Here is a 21,514-nt window from a genome sequence, read left to right on the forward strand (position 1 = left end):
TCGAAGCCCATTCAGCATCTGCTTAGCGCGCGCAGCGAAACGTCAAATTGATGCGCTGCCTGCCCAGGCGCACATGCTCACCCTCGGCCAGCGGCGCCACGCCGTGGTAAGCCAGCCGCGACGCACCGCCCCACACCGCCACGTCGCCATGCAGCAGGCGATAGCGCGCGGGCTTGTCGCTGCGCTTCAAGCCGCCGAACAGAAACACCGCCGGAAGGCCCAGCGACACCGACACAATGGGCGCGTCCAGGTGGCCTTCGTCCTTGTCCTGGTGCAGCGACAGGCGTGCGCCGGGTTCATAGCGGTTGATCAGGCAGGCGTCCGGACGGAAGTTGCCGAAGCCCACTTCCGCGGCGGCCTTTAAAGCGAGCTCGGAAAAACAATCCGGCATGGGCGGCCAGAGCTTGCCCGAGAGCGGGTCCCTGGGGTCATAGCGGTAGCCGCTGCGGTCCGATACCCAGCCCAGCTCGCCGCAGTTGCTCATTGCCACCGACATGGTGTAGCCGCCCGGCGTGACCAGGTGGCGCAGCGGCGCGGCCGCCGTGATGCGCTCCACGGCTTGCAGCAAGGCTTCATCAACCTCCAGGGCAAAGCCGCGCAATAGCGCCGCGCCCGGGGCGATCGTCTCCGGAGTCGCATATGGCGCCGGTGCATCATCAAAAAGCTGCAGGGTCACACCATCTCCTTGATCGCTTGGCGGCGCGAGCGGTCATCACTCAGCGTCATGAAAAATAATTCCCAGCGTATGCCGGTGGCCGCTGCGCACCGTGCTCACACCGTGCCGCATATTGACGCGGTAAAAGCCGCGGCCGCCCTGCACCGGCCGGTGGTGCACGGCAAACACCACGGCATCGCCCTGCTGCAGGGGCACCACCTCGGGCCGCGACTGCATGCGCGGGCGCTGTTCGGTCAGCACAAATTCGCCGCCGGTGAAGTCCTCGCCCGGCCGCGACAGCAGCACCGCGACCTGGAGGGGGAACACATGCTCGCCATACAGGTCCTGGTGCAGGCAGTTGTAGTCGCCGGGCCCGTATTGCAAGAGCAGCGGCGTGGGCTTTTGCTGGCCGGCCTGGTGGCAGCGCGCGAGGAAGTCGGCATGGTCGTCCGGATAGCGCAGGTCTATGCCCATGGCCTGGTTCCAGGCATTGGCCACGCCGACCAGGCGCGGATACAGCGTGGCGCGCAGCCGCGCCACGATGTCCGGCAGCGGGTAGCTGAAGTACTGGTATTCGCCTTGGCCGAAGCCGTGGCGCTGCATCAGCACGCGGCTGCGGAAATGGCGCGTGTCGGCATACAGCCCGGCCACGATTTTGCATTCGCGTGCGCTCAGCAGCTCCGGGAGCACGGCGTTGCCGTGGAGGTCCAGCGCGGCGGTGGTGGCCGCCCAGTCATCCGTCTCGGCGGGCAGCAGGGAAAGTGTGCTGGAAAGAGGTGGCATGCGGCGGTCCGTGAGGCGATGGAAGAGCCATCAATACCCCCAGGATAAATCCGCCGGCTCGCTTGCGCTCGCCGGATCCGGACATTTCATTGAGCCTTGCTCAGGCCGCCAGCTCAGTCAGGATGGGGCAATCAGGCCGGCTGTTGCCCTGGCAGCAGTGCGCCAGGTGGCCCAGGGTCTGCTTCATCGCCTCCATCTCGGCAATGCGGCGTTCCAGGTCGGCCACATGGGCCAGCGCGATGCGCTTGACGTCGGCGCTGGCGCGGCGTTTGTTCTGCCACAGCTTGAGCAGCTCGGCGATCTCGGCCATGCTGAAGCCCAGCGCGCGGGCGCGGCGTATGAAGCGCAAAGTGTGCACCTCTTTTTCGCCGTACTGGCGGTAGCCCGCGTCGCTGCGGTGCACCACCGGCAGCAGGCCCAGCGATTCATAGTGGCGAACCATCTTGGCCGACACGCCGGAACGCGCGGCAGCCTGGCCGATATTGAGTGGACCTGTGCTATCAACGGTTTCAGTCATGGGAGCTTCCTTTCCAGCGGCGCAGCAGCAAGGCATTCATCACCACGCTGGCGCTGCTCAGCGCCATGGCGGCGCCGGCGATCACCGGGCTCAGCAGGCCCAGCGCGGCCAGCGGTATGCCAACCACGTTGTAAACAAAAGCCCAGAACAGGTTCTGGCGTATCTTGGCGTAGGTGCGGCGTGAAATGTCGACGGCGCCGGCCACCAGCGACGGGTCGCCGCGCATCAGCGTGATGCCGGCCGCATGCATGGCCACGTCGGTACCGGTGGACATGGCAATGCCCACGTCGGCCGCGGCCAGGGCCGGCGCGTCGTTGATGCCGTCGCCCACCATGGCCACACGCCCGCCCTGGGCCTGCACGCCGGCCTTGAGCTGGCCCATGATGACGGCCTTGTCTTCGGGCAACACCTGGCTGTGCACCAGGTCTATGCCGAGCTGCCGCGCCACGGCATCGGCGCTGCCGCGGTTGTCGCCGGTCACCAGGGCGGTTTGTATGCCCAGCGCATGCAGGCGGGCCATGGCCGGCGCCGCGCTGTTTTTGAGCGTGTCGCCAAAGGCCAGCAGCCCCAGCAGCTGGGGCGTGCCCGCGACGTCGGCCAGCCAGGACACGGTACGGCCCTGGGCTTCGAGTTCCCTGGCGCGCGCATCCAGAGCCGCGAAGCTGCCGAGGTCCAGGCCCAGCTCCTGCATAAAACGCGGGCTGCCCAGCCGCAGTTCGCGGCCGGCGACCACGGCGGCCATGCCGCGCCCGGCGACGGCCCGCAGCTGGCTCGCTGCGGGGATTTCAAGAGGCTGCTGCGCCGCGCGCCGCATGACCGCGCGGGCCAGCGGGTGTTCGCTGCCCGACTGGATGGCGGCGGCCCAGGCCAGCAGTTCCTGCTCTGCGATGCCGTGCGGCTGTAGTGCCACCAGTTCAGGCTTGCCCTCGGTCAAGGTGCCGGTTTTGTCGAAGGCCACGACCTTGAGGCTGTGCGCGACTTCCAGCGCCTCGGCGTCCTTGATCAGGATGCCCTGGCGGGCGGCGGCCCCGGTGCCGACCATGATGGCGGTGGGCGTGGCCAGGCCCAGCGCGCAGGGGCAGGCAATCACCAGCACGGCGACGGCGTTCAGGATGGCCGCCTCCCAGTTCCGCGTGGCCAGGCCCCAGCCCAGCAGCGTGACCAGCGCAATGCCTATGACCACCGGCACAAAGACGGCGCTGACCTGGTCCACCAGGCGTTGAATCGGCGCTTTTTTGGCCTGGGCCGACTCCACCATGCGCACGATGCGCGCCAGCGTGGACTCCGCGCCTATGGCCGTGGTGCGCACCACGATCAGGCCTTCGGCATTGACCGCACCGCCGGTCACGCGCTCGCCCGCGTGTTTGGCCACGGGCAGGCTTTCGCCAGTGATCAGGGATTCGTCGACCTGGGTGGCGCCTTCGACGATTTCGCCGTCCACCGCGATGCGCTCGCCGGGGCGCACCACCACTAGGTCGCCGAGCTGGATGTTTTGCAGGGCCACGTCCTCGTCTTTGCCATCGCGGCGGCGGCGCGCGGTGTCGGGGCGCAGTGCCTGCAGTGCGCGGATGGCGGCGCTGGTCTGGTGCTTGGCGCGCGCCTCCATCCATTTGCCCAGCAGCACCAGCGTGATGACCACGGCCGAGGCTTCAAAGTACAGGTGGGCCATGCCGTGGCCGCCGTGGCGCAGCAGCTGGTAGACGCTCAGGCCATAGGCGGCCGAGGTGCCCAGGGCCACCAGCAGGTCCATGTTGCCGGTGCCGGCGCGCAAGGCCTTCCAGCCCGCGCGGTAAAAACGCGCGCCCAGCCAGAACTGCACCGGGGTGGCGATCAGCCATTGCAGCCAGCCGTCCAGCATCCACTCCCGGCCGAACAGCGCACCCACCATGGGCAGGGCCAGCGGCGCCGACAAAGCGGCGGCCAGCGCGACAGGCCACCAGGCGGCGGCGGGTTTGTTGGCGGGGCTTTCGCCGGCCGCCGGGATGCCCCGCGCCTGGTAGCCGGCCTTGGCCATCGCCGCGATCAGCGCGGGCAGCAGGGCAGCGCTGCCGGCCACGCTGACTTCAGCGGTTTCGGTCGCGAGGTTGACGCTGGCCGAGAGCACGCCCGGCACCTGTTGGAGCGCTTTTTCCACACGCGACACGCAGGAGGCGCAAGTCATGCCCTCTATCCTGAGCCTCAAGGTTTGTTCGGCCACGCTGTAGCCGGCTTTCGCGACGGCGGCCTTCAAGGTGTCCATGCCGACGTCGCCGCGTGCTTTCAGGCTGGCCTGCTCGGTTGCGAAATTGACGCTGACGTCCTGCACGCCGGGAATGGCGGCCAGCGAGCGTTCCACACGTGCCACACAGGAGGCGCAGCTCATGCCCTGGACGGGAAACCGCCATTCGGCCAGCGCGGCCGCGGCAGGCGGGATTTTCAGGGAGGTCGTGGTATTCATGTGAGGCAGTCTGAACCTTACCATCATGGGAGGGTCAAGCCCCGGGGACAATAGCCACAGACGCGGGGCGGGTTTGGCCGGCCTGGCTGGACTTTGCCCCCATGGGAAGGTTCAGACTCCTGCCAACCCTTTTCACCACTCTCAGGAGGCTTTATGGAATTCACGATCCCCGCCATGAGCTGCGGCCACTGCGCCGGCGCCATCACCAAGGCCGTCAAGGCACTGGACCCGGCCGCGCAGGTCAATGTGGACCTGGCGTCCAAAAAAGTCGTGGTCCAGACCCCGCGGGACCGGCAGGCCGTGGCCGCGGCGCTCGCGCAGGCGGGTTATCCCGCACAGTAGGGCAGCGCTGCGCGGCGGCAAGGCGTTTGGGCGTCGATAGAATGGCCCTTCCTCCACCCTTCAAGCCGCCTAGTGTCCGACCGATTCGCCGTCCTTCCCCAATACCTGTTTCCCAAGCAGGCACTGACTTCCTTTGCCGGTTTTGTGGCTTCGCGCGAACGCGGCTGGGTCACCACGGAAATCATCCGCCGCTTTGTCGCCAAGTACCGGGTCAATATGGAGGAGGCGCTGAACCCGGACATCGCCAGCTACCCGACCTTTAACGACTTTTTCACGCGCGCGCTCAAGCCCGGCGCGCGGCCGCTCGCGGCGGCCGAACTGGTGTCGCCGGTGGATGGCGCGATCAGCCAATTCGGCGCGATCGAGAAAGACCAGATCTTCCAGGCCAAGGGCCACCGCTACTCCACCACCGCGCTGGTGGGCGGCGATGCGGCGCTGGCGGCTCGCTACCAGGACGGCCATTTCGCCACGCTCTATCTAAGCCCCAGGGATTACCACCGCATCCACATGCCCTGTGACGGCCGGCTGGTGCGCATGATCTATGTGCCCGGCGAGCTGTTTTCGGTCAATCCCGTCACCGCGCGCGGCGTGCCGGGCCTGTTCGCGCGCAACGAGCGTGTGGTCTGCGTCTTTGAGTCGGCGCGCGGGCCTTTTGTGCTGGTGCTGGTCGGCGCGACGATTGTCGGCAGCATGGCCACGGTCTGGCACGGCGTGGTCAACCCGCCGCGCGGCAAGGACGTGCGGCAATGGGACTACCCCGACGAGCCGACCTCCGCGATACGCCTGAAGCAAGGCGAGGAAATGGGCCGCTTCCTGCTGGGCTCTACCGTCGTCATGCTGTTTCCCAAGGGGCCGCTGCAGTTCAATCCCGAATGGGCGCCCGGCCGCGAGATCCGGCTGGGCGAGGCCATGGCCTCCTAGCCCTGAGCTGGGGGCGTAAAGCCCAGGCGCTTTAAGAACGCCATGGCCGCGGCAGGTGCCCTTTCCTTGGCGCCGTTGATGAAATACACAAACACGTCGCGCGGCTCTCCCTGCGCCGGGGCTTCTTCCAGCGCTGGCAGGTCCCCGGGTGCGCCGCCTGCGGCCCATTGCCTTGCACGTTCAGCCCAGGCGTGCAGCGCGCCTTCCTCATAGCCGGTCTCCAGGCCTGCCTCGCTCATCATCAAGCGGGCATAGGCGAAGTCGCCCGTGAGGTCGGCGAAAGACGGGAACTTGTCAGCGTCGGTAAATACCGTCGCAACCCTGTAACGGCGCGCCAGCGCCAGGTAGTCGGGCGACATAAAACTTTCATGGCGCACGTCGACCACATGGCGCAGCGCAAGGCCGTCCACCTGTTTGGGCAGCAGCGCCAGAAAGGCCTCGAAATCGCCGGCCTCGAACACCTTGCCGGGCATGAACTGCCAGACGATGGGGCCCAGCTTGCCGCCCAGCTCGCTGATGCCGCTTTCGGTGAAGCGCCGGATGGACTCGCCCGCCTCCGCCAGTACGCGGCGGTTGGTCGCGTAGCGCGAGGCCTTGAGGGAAAACACGAAGCTGTCCGGCGTCTCGTCATGCCATTTTTTGAAGCTGGCCGGCTTGAGCGTTCCGTAATAGGTGCCGTTGACCTCGATGGCGCTCAGCTGGCGGCTCGCGTATTCGAGTTCCCGGCTGTGCGGCAGGCCGGGCGGAAAAAAGCTGCCGCGCCAGGGCTCAAAAGTCCAGCCGCCCACACCCGCGCGTATGCGGGCATCGACGGTGGAAGGCGCGGCAGAAGACGGCGCTTGTGCGCGGCTGGTGGGTGTCATGGCGGCTCCGTGGCGTATTTGTCTGTTCTCTCGTCCAAATAGAGGAGATATCTTTGCCCTCGCCGGCTGCCGGCGCTGTAGGTTGAATTCTCCAATTACGCGGCCCCTTTAAGATCGTAGACAGGCTCTATGTGGCGTGGTCTGTGCCGGAAGCGTACAGTAGCAGCTGCCGCAGCAAAACGCTGTCCTAAAAAGCCGACTTTTTTCTCCCGGAGCCTTTCCCATGAACGCCCCACTGCACCGCGAAATCCCCGCCAGCATCCTCAACGCCGCCCAGGCCCTGTCCCAGGTCACGGCCCAGTGGGACGGGGACATCGTCAAACAGATCACCGACTACATCTCCATCCCCGCCAAGTCCCCCACTTTCGACAGCGACTGGGCGCAGCACGGTTTCATCGACACCGTCATGCGCAATGCGGCGGCCTGGGTCGAGGCGCAAAAAGTCGAAGGCCTCAAGCTGGAAATCGTGCGCATCGAAGGCCGCACGCCGGTGCTGTTCTTTGAGATCCCGGCCACACGCGCCGATTCCACGCAAACCGTGCTGATGTACGGCCATCTCGACAAGCAGCCCGAGTTCACCGGCTGGCGCAATGACCTGAGCCCCTGGACGGCCAAGTACGAGGACGGCAAGCTCTACGGCCGCGGCGGCGCCGACGACGGTTATGCCGTCTATGCCAGCATTGCTGCGGTGCAGGCTCTCAAGGCGCAGAACGTCCCGCACCCGCGCATCGTCGGCCTGATCGAAACCTGCGAGGAAAGCGGCTCCTATGACCTGCTGCCCTATGTCAACGCGCTGCGCGAGCGCCTGGGCGAAGTCGCCCTGGTGGTGTGCCTGGATTCCGGCGCCGGCAATTACGACCAACTCTGGCTGACCACCAGCCTGCGCGGCAACGCGGCCGGCGTGCTCAAGGTGGAAATCCTCACGGAAGGCGTGCACTCCGGCGACGCCAGCGGCCTGGTGCCCTCGAGCTTTCGCATCATGCGCCAGGTGCTGGACCGCCTCGAGGACAGCAAGACCGGGCGCCTGCTGCCGCAGAGCTTTCACTGCGAAATCCCGGCCGACCGCCTGGCCCAGGCGCAGGCCACCGCCAAAATCCTCGGCGACGAAATCTACAAGCGCTTTCCGTGGGCCCATTACGACTGCGAAGGCTCCAGCACCTTTGCCTTGCCCACCACCACCGACCCTGTCGAAGCCCTGCTCAACCGCACCTGGCGCCCCACGCTCAGCGTGACCGGCGCCGAGGGCTTTCCGGCGCTCAAGGACGCGGGCAATGTGCTGCGCCCCTACACCGCCTTCAAGCTGTCGCTGCGGTTCCCGCCGCTGATCGACGCCGGCGCGGCGGTGCAGGAGCTCAAGACGCTGCTCGAGGACAACGCGCCCTACCAGGCCAAGGTCACCTTTGAAAGCAACGGCGGCGCCACGGGCTGGAATGCACCTGGCACGGTGCCCTGGTTCGAGAACGCGCTCAATGACGCGTCGCAAAGCTTTTTCGGCGCGCCCTGCGGCACCATAGGCCAGGGCGGCACCATTCCGCTGATGAACATGCTGAGCAAGGGTTTTCCCAAGGCGCAGATGATGGTCTGCGGCGTGCTGGGCCCCAAGAGCAACGCCCACGGCCCCAACGAGTTCCTGAACGTGCCCTACGCCAAGAAGCTGACCGCCGCGGTCGCGCACGTGATGGCCCGCATTCCCGGTTGATTCGGGTGCGGCGTCCTTTTCTTTCGCATCGCGGCCTGCCGCGCGCGCTTGCCCCAGGCCAGGCTTTCGCCGCCGCATGCACTCGACCGTCCTAGCCCCCTTTACTGCCCGCGACGGCGAAAACCTGGCCCTGTACGAGTGGCCGCTGGACGCCTGGGCCGACGAAATGGGCCAGTATGCGCCGCCGCCGCGTGCCGTTGTGCTGCTGGTGCACGGCCTGGGCGAGCATGCCATCCGCTACGACCATGTGGCGCGCCAGCTGATGGAATGGGGTTTTGCCGTGCGCGCCTACGACCAGCGCGGCCACGGCGAGTCCGGCGGCGCGCGCGGCGTGCTGCCCGCCGACAGCACTTTGCTCGAGGACCTGGCCGAGGTGGTTGACGACACGCGGCTGCGCTGCATGCGCTTGCTGAAGGAATCTCCCTCGCACCATGCGTCGGCCGAACCCGACCAGATCCCGCTGGTCCTGCTGGGCCATAGCCTGGGCGGCTTGGTAGCGAGCCGTTTTGTCTCGCTGGGCATACGCCCCGTCGAAGGCCTGGTGATGTCTTCGCCGGCGCTGGATGCGGGCCTCAATCCCCTGCAGAAATTGCTGCTGGCCTTCATGCCCAGGCTGGCCCCCGACTTTTGCGTGGGCAACGGCCTGGACCCGCACTACCTCTCGCACGACCCGGAAGTGGTCAGGAAATACCTGGCCGACAAGCTGGTGCACAACCGGATCTCGCCCCGGCTGGGCAAGTTCATCGCGACGGCCGGCCCCGCCACCATAGCGGCCGCCGCCCAGTGGCGCACGCCCACACTGCTGATGTATGCGGGAGCGGACCGCCTGGTCGACCCGGCGGGCAGCCGTGCTTTCGCGGAAAGCGCCGCGAGCTCACGCGCCGTCAAGCCCGGCACGGTGACCGCGCGCTGCTTTGAGGACCTCTACCACGAGATCTTCAACGAAACCGACGCGGTGCCGGTGTTCGACACGCTCAAGGCCTGGCTGGACGCGCGGTTCTAGGCTGCGCTTGCGGGCGCCGGCCCCTTCAAGAAATCAGCGCGCCTGCTTCAGCAGGCCGCCCAGCATGCCCATCAAGTCCTCGCCGTTGCCCAGGCCTTGCTCGGGCGCCTGGCCTTCGGGCGTCAGGTGGTTGATCAGGCCCGGCAGGATGTGGGAGAGCTGGCTGGCGGCATCGCCGGGGTCCAGCCCCAGCTTCGCGGCGATGTCGGACACGGTGCCGGCACCCAGCGCGCTGGTGACCTGGTCGCCGGAGACGGGCTGGTTGGCCCCGCTGCCTATCCAGGACTGTATGGCGTCGCCCAGGCCGGCTTGTTCGAACTTGCTGACCAGACCACCCAGGCCACCCTGGCCGCCGTTGTTGGCCAGCATGTCCGTGGCGACCTGGATCAGCTGCGGGTTGCTGGCCAGCATGCCGATGAGGCCGCCCAGGCCCGCGCCGGCCTGGCCCTGCTGGCCATTGTTGTTGTTGAGGACGCTGCCCAGGACGGAATCAAGTAAACCCATGACGAACTCCTCAAGTGGGGGTGAAATAAAAACGGGAGAAAACGGGAGACACAACCGTGGAAGGCCTCAGGCATTCTGTTCCCTGCGCCGGCCCAGTGCAAGCCAGGCCAGCAACGCGCCGGTCAGGCCCAGCGGCAGCAGCGAACCGAGGTTGAGCAAGGCCCAGCCCTGGGTCGTGACCAGCACGCCCGAAGCCAGCGACGAAACCGCCAGCACGGCAAAAATGCAGAAATTGAGCGCGCCCTGCGCTTTGTCTTTTTCTTCGGGGCGGTAAGCCGTGAGCGCCAGCGTGGTGGCGCCGGTGAACAGGAAATTCCAGCCCAGCCCCAACAGAAAAAGCGCCCCCAGGAACTGCTTGAGGTCCACGCCCGAGAGCGCGATCAGCACGCACAGGAGGTTCAAGGCCAAGCCCACCGCCATGATGGGGAGGGTGCCGAAGCGGCGTATCAGGTGGCCGGTGAAAAAGCCCGGCGCGAACATGCCGATCACATGCCACTCCAGCACCAGCGCGACGCTGGAAAACGGCAGGCCGCAGACTTGCATGGCGATGGGCGTGGCGGCCATCAGCAAATTCATCACGCCAAAACCCAGGGCGCCGGCGGCCGCGGCCACGATAAAGACCGGCTGGCGCATGATTTCGCCAAGCGGCCTTCCGCCGCGGGCCGCATGCGCCGCGGGCGGTGGCGGGAACTGGATGAAGGCCAGCAAGGCCATGGACAGCAGCGCCACGCCGGCCAGCGCCAGGTAGGCACCGGCAAACGGCACAGCGGTCAGCTCCCGCGTGTGCGCCGCGAGGTTGGGCCCGGCGACGGCGCCCAGCAGGCCGCCGGCCATGACCAGCGAAATGGCTTTTTCGCGAAAGGCCGGCAGGGCCAGCTCGGCCGCGGCGAAGCGGTAGAGCTGCGCGTTGGCGCTGTAGTAGCCGGCCACCACCGTGGCCGTCACCAGCAGCCAGAAGTTGCGGCTGTAGGCCGCATAGCAGCACAGCAGGGCCGAGGCCACGGCCACCAGCAGGCCCAGCTGGAAAGAGGTCTTGCGCCCGAAGCGCGATTGTGTGCGGGCCACCACCGCGGTCGACAGCGCCCCGCCCACCACATAACCCATGACGGGCAGGGTGGCCATCCAGCCCAGCGGCGCCAGGTTCAGGCCGACCAGGCCGTTGATGGCGATGAAGGTGACGTTGTTGGTCAGGAACAGGCCCTGGCAGATGGCCAACAGCCAGAGGTTGCGGTTCATGCGGCTCCACCCAGCGTCAGCAGGGACAGGCAGGCCAGCGGCGCGGTTTCGGCCCGCAGCACACGCGGGCCCAGCGTGACGGGGCTGAAGCCGCCGGCGATGGCCGCGGCTTCCTCGGTGGGGCTCAGGCCGCCCTCGGGGCCGCTCAAAAACGTCAGCGCGCCGCTGCCCGGCACCGCCTGGGCCAGTGGGCGGCTGCCCTCGCGCAGCGACAGCAGCAGGCGGCTACCGTCCGCGGCCGCGTTCCCGGCGCTCTTGAGCCAGTCGGCCAGGCTGGCGACCTCGTGGATCAGCGGGACGCGGCTGCGGCCGCACTGTTCGCAGGCGGCGACGGCCACGCCGCGCCAGTGCGAGATTTTTTTGTCGGCACGCTCGCCTTTGAGGCGCAGCACGCTGCGCTCGCTCATCAGGGGCTGGATGCTGGCCGCGCCCAGCTCGGCGGCTTTTTCCACCAGCCAGTCCATGCGCTCGTTGGCCGGCATGCCGACCGCCAGGTGGATGGCGCGGCCGGCCTCGCGCATCGTCGGGGTGTATGCACCGATGGTGACTTCAACCTCGCTGCGCCCCATGCGCGCGACCGTGGCGCCGAACTCCCCTTCGCTGCCGGGCAGGCCGTCGCCCCGGCCGTTGAACAGCGAGAGGGCGTCCCCGGGCTGCAGCCGCAGGACCTGCACGTGGCGGGCGGCGTCCGGCGGCAGCTGGACCGTCGTGCCCGGCACCAGCGCGATGTCGGCGTAGAAACGGGCATTCATGGCATGGCCTTAAAACGTGTAGCCCACGCGGGTCTCATTGCCTTCGATCTCGTCGAGCAGCACCATCAGCGGGCCCAGCTGCCGGTAGCGCGCGGCGGTGTTGCGCGCGTATTTGATGAAGCGCGGGGTATCGGCCAGGTATTTGGGCTTGCCGTCGCGCAGCGTGAGGCGGGCGAAAATGCCCAGCACTTTGAGGTGGCGCTGCAGGCCCATCCATTCGACGGCCCGGTAAAACTCGCCGAAATCGTCACCCACCGGCAAGCCCGCCTTGCGGGCCTTCTGCCAGTAGCGCACGGTGATGTCGAGCACAAAATCCTCTTCCCAGCTCAGGAAGGCATCGCGCATCAGGCTGGCGATGTCGTAGGTGATGGGGCCGTAGACCGCGTCCTGGAAGTCCAGCACGCCGAGCGGCGGCGCATCCGCGGGGGCTGTTGACGCTCCATCTGGAATCATCAGGTTGCGGGGCATGAAGTCGCGGTGCACGAATACGCGCGCGCCGTCGAGCGAATTCAGGTTGCTGGCCTTGATCTGTGTGAACAGGACCTCGAGTTTGTCCCGCAGGCCGGTGTCCAGCGCGAGGCCGCGATGTTTGGCGACGTACCAGTCCGGAAACAGCGAAAGTTCGCGCGACAGCAGCGCATCGTCATAGGGGGGCAGCACGCCTGGTTTCGACGCGAGCTGCCAGCGCACCAGGACGTCCACCGCATGGGCGTACAGCTCGTAGTGCGCGGATGTGGGGCTGGCAATCGCGTCGACCGCGGCGGGCGGGGCGATCACTTCCATCATGGTCCGCGCGCCCAGGTCGCTCAGCAGCATAAAGCCCAGGGGCTCGTCCCATGCCAGCACGCGCGGCGCGTTCAGGCCGGCGTCCGCCATCAGGCCGGCGACCTTGGCAAAGGGTTTGCAGTCTTCCTGCGCGGGCGGCGCATCCATGATGATGCAGCTGCCCCCGCCGGATGCGGCGTCTACCCGGAAGTAACGGCGAAAGCTCGCGTCGGCGGAGGCCGGTCTCAGCGTGCTGGCTTGCAGGTGGTGCTGGCGGGCCGTGGCGGCCAGCCATTGCTCGAAGGCGGCGGCGCGTGCCGGATCGGCCCAGGCGATGGACGGTGCGGTCATGCTGGCGAAGCCTTCGCCGGGCGCGCGGCCGGGCTCGGGTTCGGCATTGTGGGGAGGGGATGGAGGGTCATGGATAATCAGGCCTGATTTTACAAACGGGTTTATCTCACATAAACGATGCGCCACGCATCCCGCTCGCCTTTTATTCTCTCCCCGGTAGCTCTTGCTGTCTCCAGGCTGGCTGTGTTTTGCGCCACGCTGGGGATGACTGTTGCCGGGACGGCGCACGCCCAGGCGGTGCCGCCGGCGGCACCGCGCGGCGCGTCCGCCGCCGCGGAGACGGCGGAACCCGGGGGCGGGCTCAAGCTCAAGCCCTCGCCCATGCTGGCTGAGGAAGTCTCCAGTGATCCGCAGGACCGGGGCCCGACCTTTGTCTTCGGCGACCGCGTGTCGGGCCGCCCCGACCTGGAGACGGTGATAGACGGCAATGCGGAATTGCGCCGCGGGGCCACCTCCATCCGCGCCGACCGCATCGAGTATTACCAGCCCGACGACCAGCTCAAAAGCCGCGGCAATGTCCGCGTCAACCGGGCCGGCAACCGCTTTGAAGGCCCCGAGCTGGAACTCAAGCTGGACCGCTTTGAGGGGTTTTTCACCACGCCGGACTACCGTTTCCTGAGCAATGGCGGCAACGGCCGGGCGCAGCGGGTCGACTTCCTCGATGAACACCACCTGACGGCCCAGCGCGCCAGCTACACCACCTGCGAGCGCGGCGATGAAGCGAGCTGGGAGCCGGCCTGGGTGCTGCGCGCCAACAGCTTTGAGTTTGACCTGGAGACCGAGGTCGGCGTGGCCCGGGGGGCCGTCATCCGCTTCAAGGATGTGCCCATCCTGGCTTTTCCCAAGTTCAGCTTTCCGCTGAGCGACAAACGCAAGTCAGGCCTGTTGCCGCCCAGCATCAGCATGGGCTCGACCGACGGCTTTGAGTTTCGCCAGCCCTATTACTTTGATATCGCGCCGAATCGGGACGCGACCTTCTCCCCGGCGATCATGACCAAGCGCGGCATAGACCTGGCCGGCGAGTTCCGCTACCTGGAGCCCACCTATTACGGCCAGCTCCGTGCCAACTACCTGCCGAGCGACAAACTGCGCGACCGTGACCGCTGGTCTTATGGTTACCAGCACACCGGTACCATTAATACCGGCTTTCCATCCATCGGCAACCTGGGGCTTAACCTCAACCTGAACCGTGTCAGCGACAACGACTATTGGCGCGATTTCCCGGCACGGCTGGGGTCCACCACCCAGCGGCTGTTGTCGCAGGACGCCACCCTGTCCTGGAACAGGGGCTTTTTCTCCTCCAGCTTGCGCACTCTGAAATGGCAGACGCTGCAGGACGTGACTTCGCCCATCGTCCCGCCCTATGACCGTCTGCCGCAGCTCACGGCCAGCTACACCCGGGTGGATGCCCCGCTGGGCCGCCTGGGCAATGGCTTTGACTGGTCCATCGAGGGCGACTACACGCGGTTTTCCGCGGACCGGGTGCTGACGAACCAGCCCAACAGCAACCGGGCCTACACCAAGCTGCAAGTCAGCCGCCCCTGGCTGTCGTCGTCCGGCTTTATCACGCCCAAGGTGCAGCTGCATGCCACCAGCTACCAGTTCGACGCGCCGCTGGTCGACGGCGCGCGCTCGGCCTCGCGTGTCGTTCCGACCTTCAGCCTGGACAGCGGCCTTCAGTTTGAGCGCGAGGCGAGCTTCCTGGGCCGCAACTTTACCCAGACGCTGGAGCCGCGGGCCTTTTATGTGCGTACGCCCTTTCGCGACCAGAGCCGGCTGCCGAACTACGATTCCGGCCTCAACGACTTCAATTTCGCGACGGTGTTCACCGAAAACGCCTTTGTCGGCAATGACCGCATTTCCGACGCGAACCTGTTGACGCTGGGCGTGACCTCGCGCCTGCTGGACCCCGCGACCGGCGCCGAGGCCGTGCGCGTGGGCATTGCCCAGCGCCTGCGCTTTGAGGACCAGCGCGTAACGCTGCCCGGCGCGCTGCCCGTCACCGACCGCATCAGCGACATCCTGGTCGGCGCGTCCGTCAACTGGGTGCCGCAGTGGTCTTTCGACAGCACGGTGCAGTACAACCCCAAGACCAAACAGTCCGAGCGCGCCTCTTTCGGTGTGCGCTACAACCCGAGCAACTACCGCGTCATCAGCGCGGCGTTCCGGCGCCAGCGCAATGTCAGCGAGCAGATCGACATCGGCTGGCAATGGCCCATCAACGACCTGTGGGGCGACAGGGGCAAGGACCTGGGCGCCGGGCAGGGCCAGGGCGGCGGGCGCTACTACGCGGTCGGCCGGCTCAATTACAGCGTGCTGGACAAGCGGCTGGTCGATTCCGTCATCGGCGTCGAGTACGACGGCTGCTGCTGGATAGGCCGCGTCGTGCTGCAGCGCTCGCAGACCGGTACGGGCACTACGGACACCCGGATCATGTTCCAGCTGGAGCTGGTGGGTTTCTCCCGCATAGGCGCCAACCCCCTGGAAACCCTCAAGTCAAATGTCCCGCGCTACCAGTACCTGCGTGAGAAAATCGAGGCTCCAAGCCGCTTTACCACTTATGACTAATCACCGCTTTGTTCCAGAATTTTTCTCGGGCCTGCCGCGCCTCGCCGGGACGGCGTTCGCGCTCGCCATGCTGCTGACGGCGCAGGCGCAAGCACAGGGGCTGAGGCCCTCCGCGCCGCTGCGCCTGTCGTCCGATCCGGCCGCGCGGGCCCCGGCTGGTCAGCGCCAGGCCGATTTCATCGTCGCGGTGGTGAATTCCGAGCCCATCACCAACAGCGAGGTCCGCCTCAAGCTGATCCGCACCGAGCAGCAAATCCTCCAGCAGGGCACGGCGCTGCCGCCGCGCAGCGAACTGGTGGTGCAGGTCCTGGAGCGCATGATCAGCGACAAGGCGCAGCTGCAGCTGGCGCGGGCTTCCGGTGTGCGGATCGATGAAAGCGCGATCCAGGCCGCGGTCCAGAGCGTCGCGACCCAGAACCAGATTACCGTGGACGAGCTGCGCAGCCGCCTGAAGGCGGACGGCATCGACTACACGCAGTTCCGCTCCGAAGTGCGCGACGAGCTTTTGGTGGGCCGCCTGCGCCAGCGCGAACTCGAGTCGCGTGTCAGCGTGACCGAGCAGGAGATCGACCAATTCCTGCGCGACCAGGAAGGCGGCACCGCCGAAGCTTCTGCCCTGGCCCTCAACCTGGGTGAGATCCTGGTGGCGGTGCCCGAGAACGCCACGCCCGAGCAGGTCGCGGCGCTGCAGGCCCGAGCCCAGCAGGTGGTCGACCGTGCCCGCGCGGGCGGCGATTTCGCCGCGCTGGCGGCCGAGTTCTCCGCTTCGGCCACACGCGCGACTGGCGGCCAGATGGGTCTGCGCACCGCGGACCGTTATCCTCCGCTTTTTGTGGATGCCACCAAAAACCTGCAAACCGGCGGAGTGGCCGGCCCGGTGCGAAGCGGGGCGGGCTTTCACATCCTCAAGGTGATTGAAAAGCGCCAGGGCGGCATGCCGGGCGCGACCGTGACGCAGACCCATGCCCGGCACATCCTGCTGCGGCTGAACCCCAAGGTGACGGAAGCCGCCGCGACCGAAAAGCTCGCTGAATTCAAGAAGCGTATCCAGGCCGGACAAGCCGATTTTGCCGCCCTCGCCCGCGAGAACAGCGATGACGGCTCGGCCAAGGAAGGCGGCGACCTGGGCTGGGCCAGCCCAGGCATGTTTGTGCCCGAGTTCGAAAAAGTCATGAACAGCCTGGCGCCCAACCAGGTGTCCGATCCGCTGGTGTCGCGCTTCGGCGTGCACATCATCCAGGTGCTGGAGCGCCGCGACACCCAGCTCTCGCAGCGCGACCAGCGCGAGATCGCGCGCAACGTGCTGCGCGAGAAGAAACAGGGCGAAGCCTACGCACTCTGGGCCCAGGAGGTCCGTGGCCGCGCGTATGTGGAGTACCGTGAACCGCCGCAGTGAGATGGCCCCCACGGTCGCTCACTGCGTGTAGCCTGCGGCTTCTCCCTGCCCCTTTCATTATGAGAGGGGCCGCCCGCCTGTGGCCCGGCAAAGCCGGTTCCACGGCTCATGCTGATTTAACGGGTAAGGCCGCTGCATCGTGAAACACATTCCTCGCAAACGCTTTGGCCAGCATTTCCTGACTGACCAGGGCATCATCGAAGGCATAGTCCAGGCGATCGCGCCGCGGCCTGGTCAGGCTGTGGTCGAAATCGGGCCCGGGCTGGCCGCCCTGACGCAACCCCTGGTCGAACGCCTGGGCAAGCTCACGGTGATCGAGCTGGATCGCGACCTGGCCCGGCAGCTGCGCGAGCATCCCCAGCTCAGCGTGGTCGAGTCCGACATCCTCAAGGTCGACATCCATGCGCTGGCGGGCACCGCCTGCGCGGCGGGGCAAAAACTTCGGGTCGTCGGCAACCTTCCGTACAACATCTCCACGCCCATCCTGTTTCACCTGCTGGGCGCCGTGGACGTGATTGAAGACCAGCACTTCATGCTGCAAAAGGAAGTGATAGACCGCATGGTGGCGACGCCTGCCACCGGCGATTACGGCCGGCTCAGCGTGATGCTGCAGTGGCGCTACGCCATGGAAAATGTGCTGTTCGTGCCGCCGCAGAGCTTTGACCCGCCGCCGCGCGTGGACAGCGCCGTGGTGCGCATGGTGCCGCATGCGGCACCGCCGGCGCTGGACGCCAGGCTGCTCAGCGAGCTGGTGCAGGTGGCTTTCAGCCAGCGCCGCAAGCTGCTGCGCCACACCCTGGGCCAGTGGCTGGCCGCGCGCGGCTTTGGCGGGACCTTTGACGTGCAGCGCCGCGCGGAAGAGGTGCCGGTGGCCGAGTACGTGGCGCTGGTGCAGGCGCTGCAAGCCTGAACGCCCGCATTCGGCATAAAAAAAGCCCGTCGTCGACGGGCTTTTTTGCGGGCGCCAGCGGCGCCCATTTCCATTTGGTTTACTTCAAGCAGCGGCGAGCCAGTAACCCGCGTTAAACGGGCTGCTCATACGCAATGCCAGAGGTGACACGTCCACCAGTTTGTCGGTAGGCATGACTTCTTCACCTTCTGCAACTGCTTGCTGGGCCTCATTCGCCCGATCCCCTTGGCCGATGTCTGGGGAGCGGGCTACAGAAAAGAATAGAAGCATCTGAACGGTATCTTTCGATCCGCCCAGTAGTCCGAGGCATCCCGGAAGATGTCGAGCAGCTGCTCGCGCGCTTCCTTGTCAAATTTGGCGTTGGCCGGAATCTGCTCGAGCACGACGATGAAGCCGGGCTGCGGGCCCGACTTGTGGACCAGGTCCGTCATGCAGTCGTACAGCGCGTCGAAATTCTTGCCGAAGTGGGCCGGGAAGGTGTACTGCGCCGCAATCATGTCCAGCACGTCCTGCTTGCTCTGGGCATTGCCCAGGTTGGCGTACAGGAAATGCTGGTTCAGATGCGTCGCGGCATCCTGCAGGTCCTGCACCCGGAAGGCGCGTATGGATTGAACGATATTGGGCCGCACGCCGCGCAAGGGCGTTTCGCTGTCCTTGCGCACCGGCGTTTCGTTGTCCCGACGAAGTGGTGTATCCATCTCCGCTACTCTTTCTCTGAAGTCAAAAACTCGTAATAACAACCACAGCTCATTTACTGAACGATTCTGCGAAAACTCGCATAGTGGTCGTCGGTGTAATAACAGGCATCCGGGGCGGTGGGTTTCAAGCCGCCACAAACAATGCGCCGGGCTCCCCGGCTGCGTTCATTGGGCGTTCGGACGGTGTATTCGCGGTAGTAACCGCGACGGTTGGCCGGAAGAAGTCGCTCCCGGTTGCCAAACACCACGCCGTCCTTGTCATGCCTGAACGGCCCACCCTGGTAAATCAGCGTCATCATGTCGCGCCCTTGCGGGGGCAATTGGGCCGCTGCGATCGTGCCGACCGGCGCCGGTGAATCCGCGCCCTTGGCCTGCACCACGCTGGGGATCAGCCCGCTCAGGCTGGTTGCCAAGACCAGCAGGCCGGCCATTCTGGCTGCCTGCCGACGTCCCCACCCATTGCGCAACATGAAAAAGAAGCCTTTCCTGAACCCAGGGTCCGCCCGCCGATTTCGGGTTAACCCTTAAATTTCAAGAGAGCTAGTTTGCCGCAAGTGGCCGGAAAACGCAAGTGGCTGCTGAAAATTTAGGCAGTAAAGAGCGGGGTTACTGCCTAAATAAGTTAGTACTGGCTATCTAATTAGGGCTTATCGGGCCGCGTTAGCGTCCGCTACCGTGAGGGCCGTCATGTTGACGATGCGGCGCACCGTGGCGGTGGCGGTCAGGATGTGCATGGGTTTGTTCGCGCCCAGCAACACGGGGCCGATGGCGATGTTGCCGCCGGCTGCCGTTTTGAGCAGGTTGTACGAAATATTGGCCGCATCAATATTGGGCAGCACCAGCAGGTTGGCCTCGCCGGCCAGCGTGCTGTTGGGCATGATCAGGCCGCGCGCGTCGGCGTCCAGCGCCATGTCGCCGTGCATCTCGCCGTCGACTTCCAGCCAGGGCGCTTTTTCGCGCAGCAGTTCCAGCGTACGGCGCATCTTCAGGGCGCTGGGCAGGTTGGAAGAGCCGAAGTTCGAGTGCGACAGCAGGGCCGCCTTGGGCTTGATGCCGAAGCGCATCATTTCCTCGGCGGCCATGGTGGTGATCTCGGCGAGCTGTTCGGCCGTCGGGTCGCAGTTGACGTGGGTGTCGAGCAGGAAGACCTGGCGGTTCGGCAACAGCAGGCCGTTCATGCAGGCATAGGTGTTGACGCCCTCGCGCTTGCCGATGACCTGGTCCAGGTAGTCCAGGTGGTGGGCCGTCGTGCCCCAGGTGCCGCAGATCAGGCCGTCCACGTCGCCCTTGTGCAGCAGCATGCCGGCGATCAGCGTGAGGCGGCGGCGCATCTCGATCTTGGCGATCTGCACGGTGACGCCGCGGCGCTCCATCATGCGGTGGTAGGTCTGCCAGAAGTCGCGGTAGCGGTGGTCTTGTTCGACGTTGACCACGTCGTAGTCGAGCTCTTCCTTCAGGCGCAGGCCGAATTTCTCGATGCGCTGGGCGATGATGGCGGGCCGGCCTATCAGCGTCGGCCGTGCCAGGCCTTCGTCCACCACGATCTGGCAGGCGCGCAGCACGCGTTCTTCCTCGCCCTCGGCGTAGGCCACGCGCTTGCGGCTGGCGGCCTTGGCGGCCGCGAAGATCGGCTTCATGACCGTGCCCGAGGCATAGACAAAACTCTGCAGCTTGTCGCGATACGCGTTCATGTCCTGGATGGGCCGCAGGGCCACGCCGCTGTCGGCCGCCGCCTGCGCCACCGCAGGTGCGATCTTCATCATGAGGCGCGGGTCAAAGGGCTTGGGAATCAGGTATTCGGGGCCGAAGGCGAGCTTCTCGCCCACATAGGCGGCTGCCACAACTTCACTCTGCTCGGCCTGCGCGAGTTCGGCGATCGCATGCACGGCCGCGATTTCCATCTCGACGGTGATGGTCGAGGCGCCGGCATCCAGCGCGCCGCGGAAGATATAGGGAAAGCACAGGACGTTGTTGACCTGGTTGGGATAGTCGGTGCGGCCGGTCGCCATGATGGCGTCGTCGCGCACGGACTTGACGTCCTCGGGCGTGATTTCGGGATTCGGGTTGGCTAGCGCCAGGATGATGGGCTTGGCCGCCATCTTGGCGACCATGTCCTTCTTGAGCACACCACCGGCCGACAGTCCCAGGAAGATGTCCGCGCCCGCGATCACGTCGCTGAGCGTGCGCGCGTCGGTCTTCTGCGCGAACTGGATCTTGTCCTCGTCCATCAGTTCGGTGCGGCCTTCATAGACCACGCCGGCCAGGTCGGTGACGAACACGTTTTCACGCTGAATGCCCAGCTTGAGCAGCAGGTTCAGGCAGGCCAGCGCCGCGGCGCCCGCGCCGGAGGTCACCAGCTTGACCTGGCCGGGGCCCTTGCCGACCACCTTGAGCGCATTCAGCACCGCCGCGCCCACCGTGATGGCCGTGCCGTGCTGGTCGTCGTGGAACACCGGGATCTTCATGCGCTTGCGCAGCTCGCGCTCCACATAAAAACAGTCGGGCGCCTTGATGTCTTCCAGGTTGATGGCGCCGAAGGTCGGCTCCAGCGAGGCGATGATGTCGACCAGTTTGGCCGGGTCTTTTTCGTCGATCTCGATGTCGAACACGTCGACGCCGGCGAACTTCTTGAACAGCACGCCTTTGCCTTCCATGACCGGCTTGGAGGCCAGCGGGCCGATGTCGCCCAGGCCCAGCACGGCGGTGCCGTTGGTCACCACGGCCACGAGATTGCCGCGGCTGGTGTACTTGAAGGCGTTGTTCGGGTCCTTGACGATCTCTTCGCAGGGCGCGGCGACGCCGGGGGAGTAAGCCAGTGCCAGGTCGCGCTGGTTGGTCAGCTGCTTGGTTGCCGCGATGGCCACCTTGCCGGGGGTCGGAAACTCGTGGTATTCAAGGGCGGCGCGGCGCAGTTCAGCGCGTTTTTCTTCACGGTCGGCGGGCGTCGCGGCGGTGGGTGTCGGCATCAGCAGGGTCTCCAGCGGAAACGGTCGGGCGACCGTCAATTTCTTGTAAGGGTCTGGATTGTAGGCCGTTGGACGGGAAAACCCTAGTAAGTGAATCTACGCAAAAAGGTGGATCGCTTTTGACTTTTCAGCATGGAAAGCCGTATTG

19 protein-coding genes are annotated in these 21,514 nt (G+C 66.1%); 7 read left to right on the forward strand and 12 right to left on the reverse strand.

Annotated features, from left to right (window positions below; all coding sequences use genetic code 11):
• Positions 1 to 22: 22 nt before the first annotated feature.
• From alkB to AC1DUN_RS11530, 4 genes are all read right to left on the reverse strand, one after another.
• On the reverse strand, positions 23 to 676 hold the full coding sequence (gene alkB / locus AC1DUN_RS11515; RefSeq protein ID WP_477714056.1) for a DNA oxidative demethylase AlkB: 654 nt from the start codon (positions 674 to 676) through the stop codon (positions 23 to 25).
• A 36-nt stretch (positions 677 to 712) separates the two neighbouring features.
• The gene (locus AC1DUN_RS11520; protein WP_477714057.1) at positions 713 to 1,438 is read right to left on the reverse strand and encodes a 2OG-Fe(II) oxygenase; all 726 of its coding nucleotides are present in this window, start codon (positions 1,436 to 1,438) and stop codon (positions 713 to 715) included.
• A gap of 100 nt (positions 1,439 to 1,538) precedes the next feature.
• Positions 1,539 to 1,955, reverse strand: a complete 417-nt coding sequence (gene cueR, locus AC1DUN_RS11525) for a Cu(I)-responsive transcriptional regulator (protein WP_477714058.1) — start codon at positions 1,953 to 1,955, stop codon at positions 1,539 to 1,541.
• Positions 1,948 to 4,392, reverse strand: coding sequence for a heavy metal translocating P-type ATPase (locus tag AC1DUN_RS11530; RefSeq protein WP_477714059.1), 2,445 nt, complete (start codon positions 4,390 to 4,392; stop codon positions 1,948 to 1,950). The genes cueR and AC1DUN_RS11530 overlap by 8 nt, the downstream gene beginning before the upstream one ends.
• Before the next feature lie 153 nt (positions 4,393 to 4,545).
• On the opposite strand from AC1DUN_RS11530, the gene AC1DUN_RS11535 reads away from it, so the two are divergent.
• On the forward strand, positions 4,546 to 4,734 hold the full coding sequence (locus tag AC1DUN_RS11535) for a heavy-metal-associated domain-containing protein (protein WP_477714060.1): 189 nt from the start codon (positions 4,546 to 4,548) through the stop codon (positions 4,732 to 4,734).
• Between the two features lie 72 nt (positions 4,735 to 4,806).
• Positions 4,807 to 5,655 carry an archaetidylserine decarboxylase gene (asd, locus tag AC1DUN_RS11540; RefSeq protein ID WP_477662180.1) on the forward strand — a complete coding sequence of 283 codons (849 nt, stop codon included), beginning with the start codon at positions 4,807 to 4,809 and terminating at the stop codon, positions 5,653 to 5,655.
• On the opposite strand, the gene AC1DUN_RS11545 is transcribed toward asd, so the two are convergent.
• Positions 5,652 to 6,518, reverse strand: coding sequence for a DUF72 domain-containing protein (locus AC1DUN_RS11545; RefSeq protein ID WP_477714061.1), 867 nt, complete (start codon positions 6,516 to 6,518; stop codon positions 5,652 to 5,654). The genes asd and AC1DUN_RS11545 overlap by 4 nt on opposite strands.
• Positions 6,519 to 6,741: 223 nt before the next feature.
• Here AC1DUN_RS11545 and AC1DUN_RS11550 point away from each other — a divergent pair, with 223 nt between their 5' ends.
• Positions 6,742 to 8,217: a M20 family metallopeptidase gene (locus AC1DUN_RS11550; protein WP_477714062.1), complete on the forward strand. Its 1,476-nt coding sequence runs from the start codon at positions 6,742 to 6,744 to the stop codon at positions 8,215 to 8,217.
• A gap of 76 nt (positions 8,218 to 8,293) precedes the next feature.
• Positions 8,294 to 9,220, forward strand: coding sequence for a lysophospholipase (locus AC1DUN_RS11555; protein WP_477714063.1), 927 nt, complete (start codon positions 8,294 to 8,296; stop codon positions 9,218 to 9,220).
• A 33-nt stretch (positions 9,221 to 9,253) separates the two neighbouring features.
• Here AC1DUN_RS11555 and AC1DUN_RS11560 read toward each other — a convergent pair whose 3' ends face one another.
• The 4 genes from AC1DUN_RS11560 to AC1DUN_RS11575 form a co-directional block, all read right to left on the reverse strand.
• The gene (locus AC1DUN_RS11560) at positions 9,254 to 9,724 is read right to left on the reverse strand and encodes a YidB family protein (RefSeq protein WP_477714064.1); all 471 of its coding nucleotides are present in this window, start codon (positions 9,722 to 9,724) and stop codon (positions 9,254 to 9,256) included.
• A 66-nt stretch (positions 9,725 to 9,790) separates the two neighbouring features.
• Positions 9,791 to 10,960 carry an MFS transporter gene (locus AC1DUN_RS11565; RefSeq protein ID WP_477714065.1) on the reverse strand — a complete coding sequence of 390 codons (1,170 nt, stop codon included), beginning with the start codon at positions 10,958 to 10,960 and terminating at the stop codon, positions 9,791 to 9,793.
• Complete coding sequence (locus tag AC1DUN_RS11570; RefSeq protein WP_477714066.1) at positions 10,957 to 11,712, reverse strand: 16S rRNA (uracil(1498)-N(3))-methyltransferase; 756 nt, start codon at positions 11,710 to 11,712, stop codon at positions 10,957 to 10,959. The genes AC1DUN_RS11565 and AC1DUN_RS11570 overlap by 4 nt, the downstream gene beginning before the upstream one ends.
• 9 nt (positions 11,713 to 11,721) lie before the next feature.
• On the reverse strand, positions 11,722 to 12,828 hold the full coding sequence (locus AC1DUN_RS11575; RefSeq protein ID WP_477714067.1) for an aminoglycoside phosphotransferase family protein: 1,107 nt from the start codon (positions 12,826 to 12,828) through the stop codon (positions 11,722 to 11,724).
• A 117-nt stretch (positions 12,829 to 12,945) separates the two neighbouring features.
• Here AC1DUN_RS11575 and AC1DUN_RS11580 point away from each other — a divergent pair, with 117 nt between their 5' ends.
• From AC1DUN_RS11580 to rsmA, 3 genes are all read left to right on the forward strand, one after another.
• Positions 12,946 to 15,396, forward strand: a complete 2,451-nt coding sequence (locus tag AC1DUN_RS11580) for an LPS-assembly protein LptD (RefSeq protein WP_477714068.1) — start codon at positions 12,946 to 12,948, stop codon at positions 15,394 to 15,396.
• Positions 15,389 to 16,792: a peptidylprolyl isomerase gene (locus AC1DUN_RS11585; protein WP_477714069.1), complete on the forward strand. Its 1,404-nt coding sequence runs from the start codon at positions 15,389 to 15,391 to the stop codon at positions 16,790 to 16,792. The genes AC1DUN_RS11580 and AC1DUN_RS11585 overlap by 8 nt, the downstream gene beginning before the upstream one ends.
• A 139-nt stretch (positions 16,793 to 16,931) precedes the next feature.
• Positions 16,932 to 17,702 carry a 16S rRNA (adenine(1518)-N(6)/adenine(1519)-N(6))-dimethyltransferase RsmA gene (gene rsmA, locus AC1DUN_RS11590; RefSeq protein WP_477714070.1) on the forward strand — a complete coding sequence of 257 codons (771 nt, stop codon included), beginning with the start codon at positions 16,932 to 16,934 and terminating at the stop codon, positions 17,700 to 17,702.
• Between the two features lie 248 nt (positions 17,703 to 17,950).
• On the opposite strand, the gene AC1DUN_RS11595 is transcribed toward rsmA, so the two are convergent.
• The 3 genes from AC1DUN_RS11595 to AC1DUN_RS11605 form a co-directional block, all read right to left on the reverse strand.
• Positions 17,951 to 18,400, reverse strand: coding sequence for a barstar family protein (locus AC1DUN_RS11595; RefSeq protein ID WP_477714071.1), 450 nt, complete (start codon positions 18,398 to 18,400; stop codon positions 17,951 to 17,953).
• Between the two features lie 53 nt (positions 18,401 to 18,453).
• A complete protein-coding gene (locus AC1DUN_RS11600) occupies positions 18,454 to 18,831 on the reverse strand; it encodes a guanyl-specific ribonuclease (protein WP_139201092.1) in 378 nt (125 codons plus the stop codon).
• Between the two features lie 216 nt (positions 18,832 to 19,047).
• Positions 19,048 to 21,366 carry an NADP-dependent malic enzyme gene (locus AC1DUN_RS11605; protein ID WP_413328782.1) on the reverse strand — a complete coding sequence of 773 codons (2,319 nt, stop codon included), beginning with the start codon at positions 21,364 to 21,366 and terminating at the stop codon, positions 19,048 to 19,050.
• Positions 21,367 to 21,514: the final 148 nt, after the last annotated feature.

It is taken from the genome of Polaromonas sp. P4_F6 (assembly GCF_056401275.1).

What these genes read in the sequence shown, in the direction of transcription:
- AC1DUN_RS11520 (WP_477714057.1), bottom strand. Translation starts at nt 1,438, where the DNA reads ATGCCACCTCTTTCCAGCACACTTTCCCTGCTGCCCGCCGAGACGGAT.
- cueR (WP_477714058.1), bottom strand. Translation starts at nt 1,955, where the DNA reads ATGACTGAAACCGTTGATAGCACAGGTCCACTCAATATCGGCCAGGCT.
- AC1DUN_RS11530 (WP_477714059.1), bottom strand. Translation starts at nt 4,392, where the DNA reads ATGAATACCACGACCTCCCTGAAAATCCCGCCTGCCGCGGCCGCGCTG.
- AC1DUN_RS11535 (WP_477714060.1), top strand. Translation starts at nt 4,546, where the DNA reads ATGGAATTCACGATCCCCGCCATGAGCTGCGGCCACTGCGCCGGCGCC.
- AC1DUN_RS11545 (WP_477714061.1), bottom strand. Translation starts at nt 6,518, where the DNA reads ATGACACCCACCAGCCGCGCACAAGCGCCGTCTTCTGCCGCGCCTTCC.
- AC1DUN_RS11550 (WP_477714062.1), top strand. Translation starts at nt 6,742, where the DNA reads ATGAACGCCCCACTGCACCGCGAAATCCCCGCCAGCATCCTCAACGCC.
- AC1DUN_RS11555 (WP_477714063.1), top strand. Translation starts at nt 8,294, where the DNA reads ATGCACTCGACCGTCCTAGCCCCCTTTACTGCCCGCGACGGCGAAAAC.
- AC1DUN_RS11560 (WP_477714064.1), bottom strand. Translation starts at nt 9,724, where the DNA reads ATGGGTTTACTTGATTCCGTCCTGGGCAGCGTCCTCAACAACAACAAT.
- AC1DUN_RS11565 (WP_477714065.1), bottom strand. Translation starts at nt 10,960, where the DNA reads ATGAACCGCAACCTCTGGCTGTTGGCCATCTGCCAGGGCCTGTTCCTG.
- AC1DUN_RS11570 (WP_477714066.1), bottom strand. Translation starts at nt 11,712, where the DNA reads ATGAATGCCCGTTTCTACGCCGACATCGCGCTGGTGCCGGGCACGACG.
- AC1DUN_RS11575 (WP_477714067.1), bottom strand. Translation starts at nt 12,828, where the DNA reads ATGACCGCACCGTCCATCGCCTGGGCCGATCCGGCACGCGCCGCCGCC.
- AC1DUN_RS11580 (WP_477714068.1), top strand. Translation starts at nt 12,946, where the DNA reads ATGCGCCACGCATCCCGCTCGCCTTTTATTCTCTCCCCGGTAGCTCTT.
- AC1DUN_RS11585 (WP_477714069.1), top strand. Translation starts at nt 15,389, where the DNA reads ATGACTAATCACCGCTTTGTTCCAGAATTTTTCTCGGGCCTGCCGCGC.
- AC1DUN_RS11595 (WP_477714071.1), bottom strand. Translation starts at nt 18,400, where the DNA reads ATGGATACACCACTTCGTCGGGACAACGAAACGCCGGTGCGCAAGGAC.
- AC1DUN_RS11600 (WP_139201092.1), bottom strand. Translation starts at nt 18,831, where the DNA reads ATGGCCGGCCTGCTGGTCTTGGCAACCAGCCTGAGCGGGCTGATCCCC.
- AC1DUN_RS11605 (WP_413328782.1), bottom strand. Translation starts at nt 21,366, where the DNA reads ATGCCGACACCCACCGCCGCGACGCCCGCCGACCGTGAAGAAAAACGC.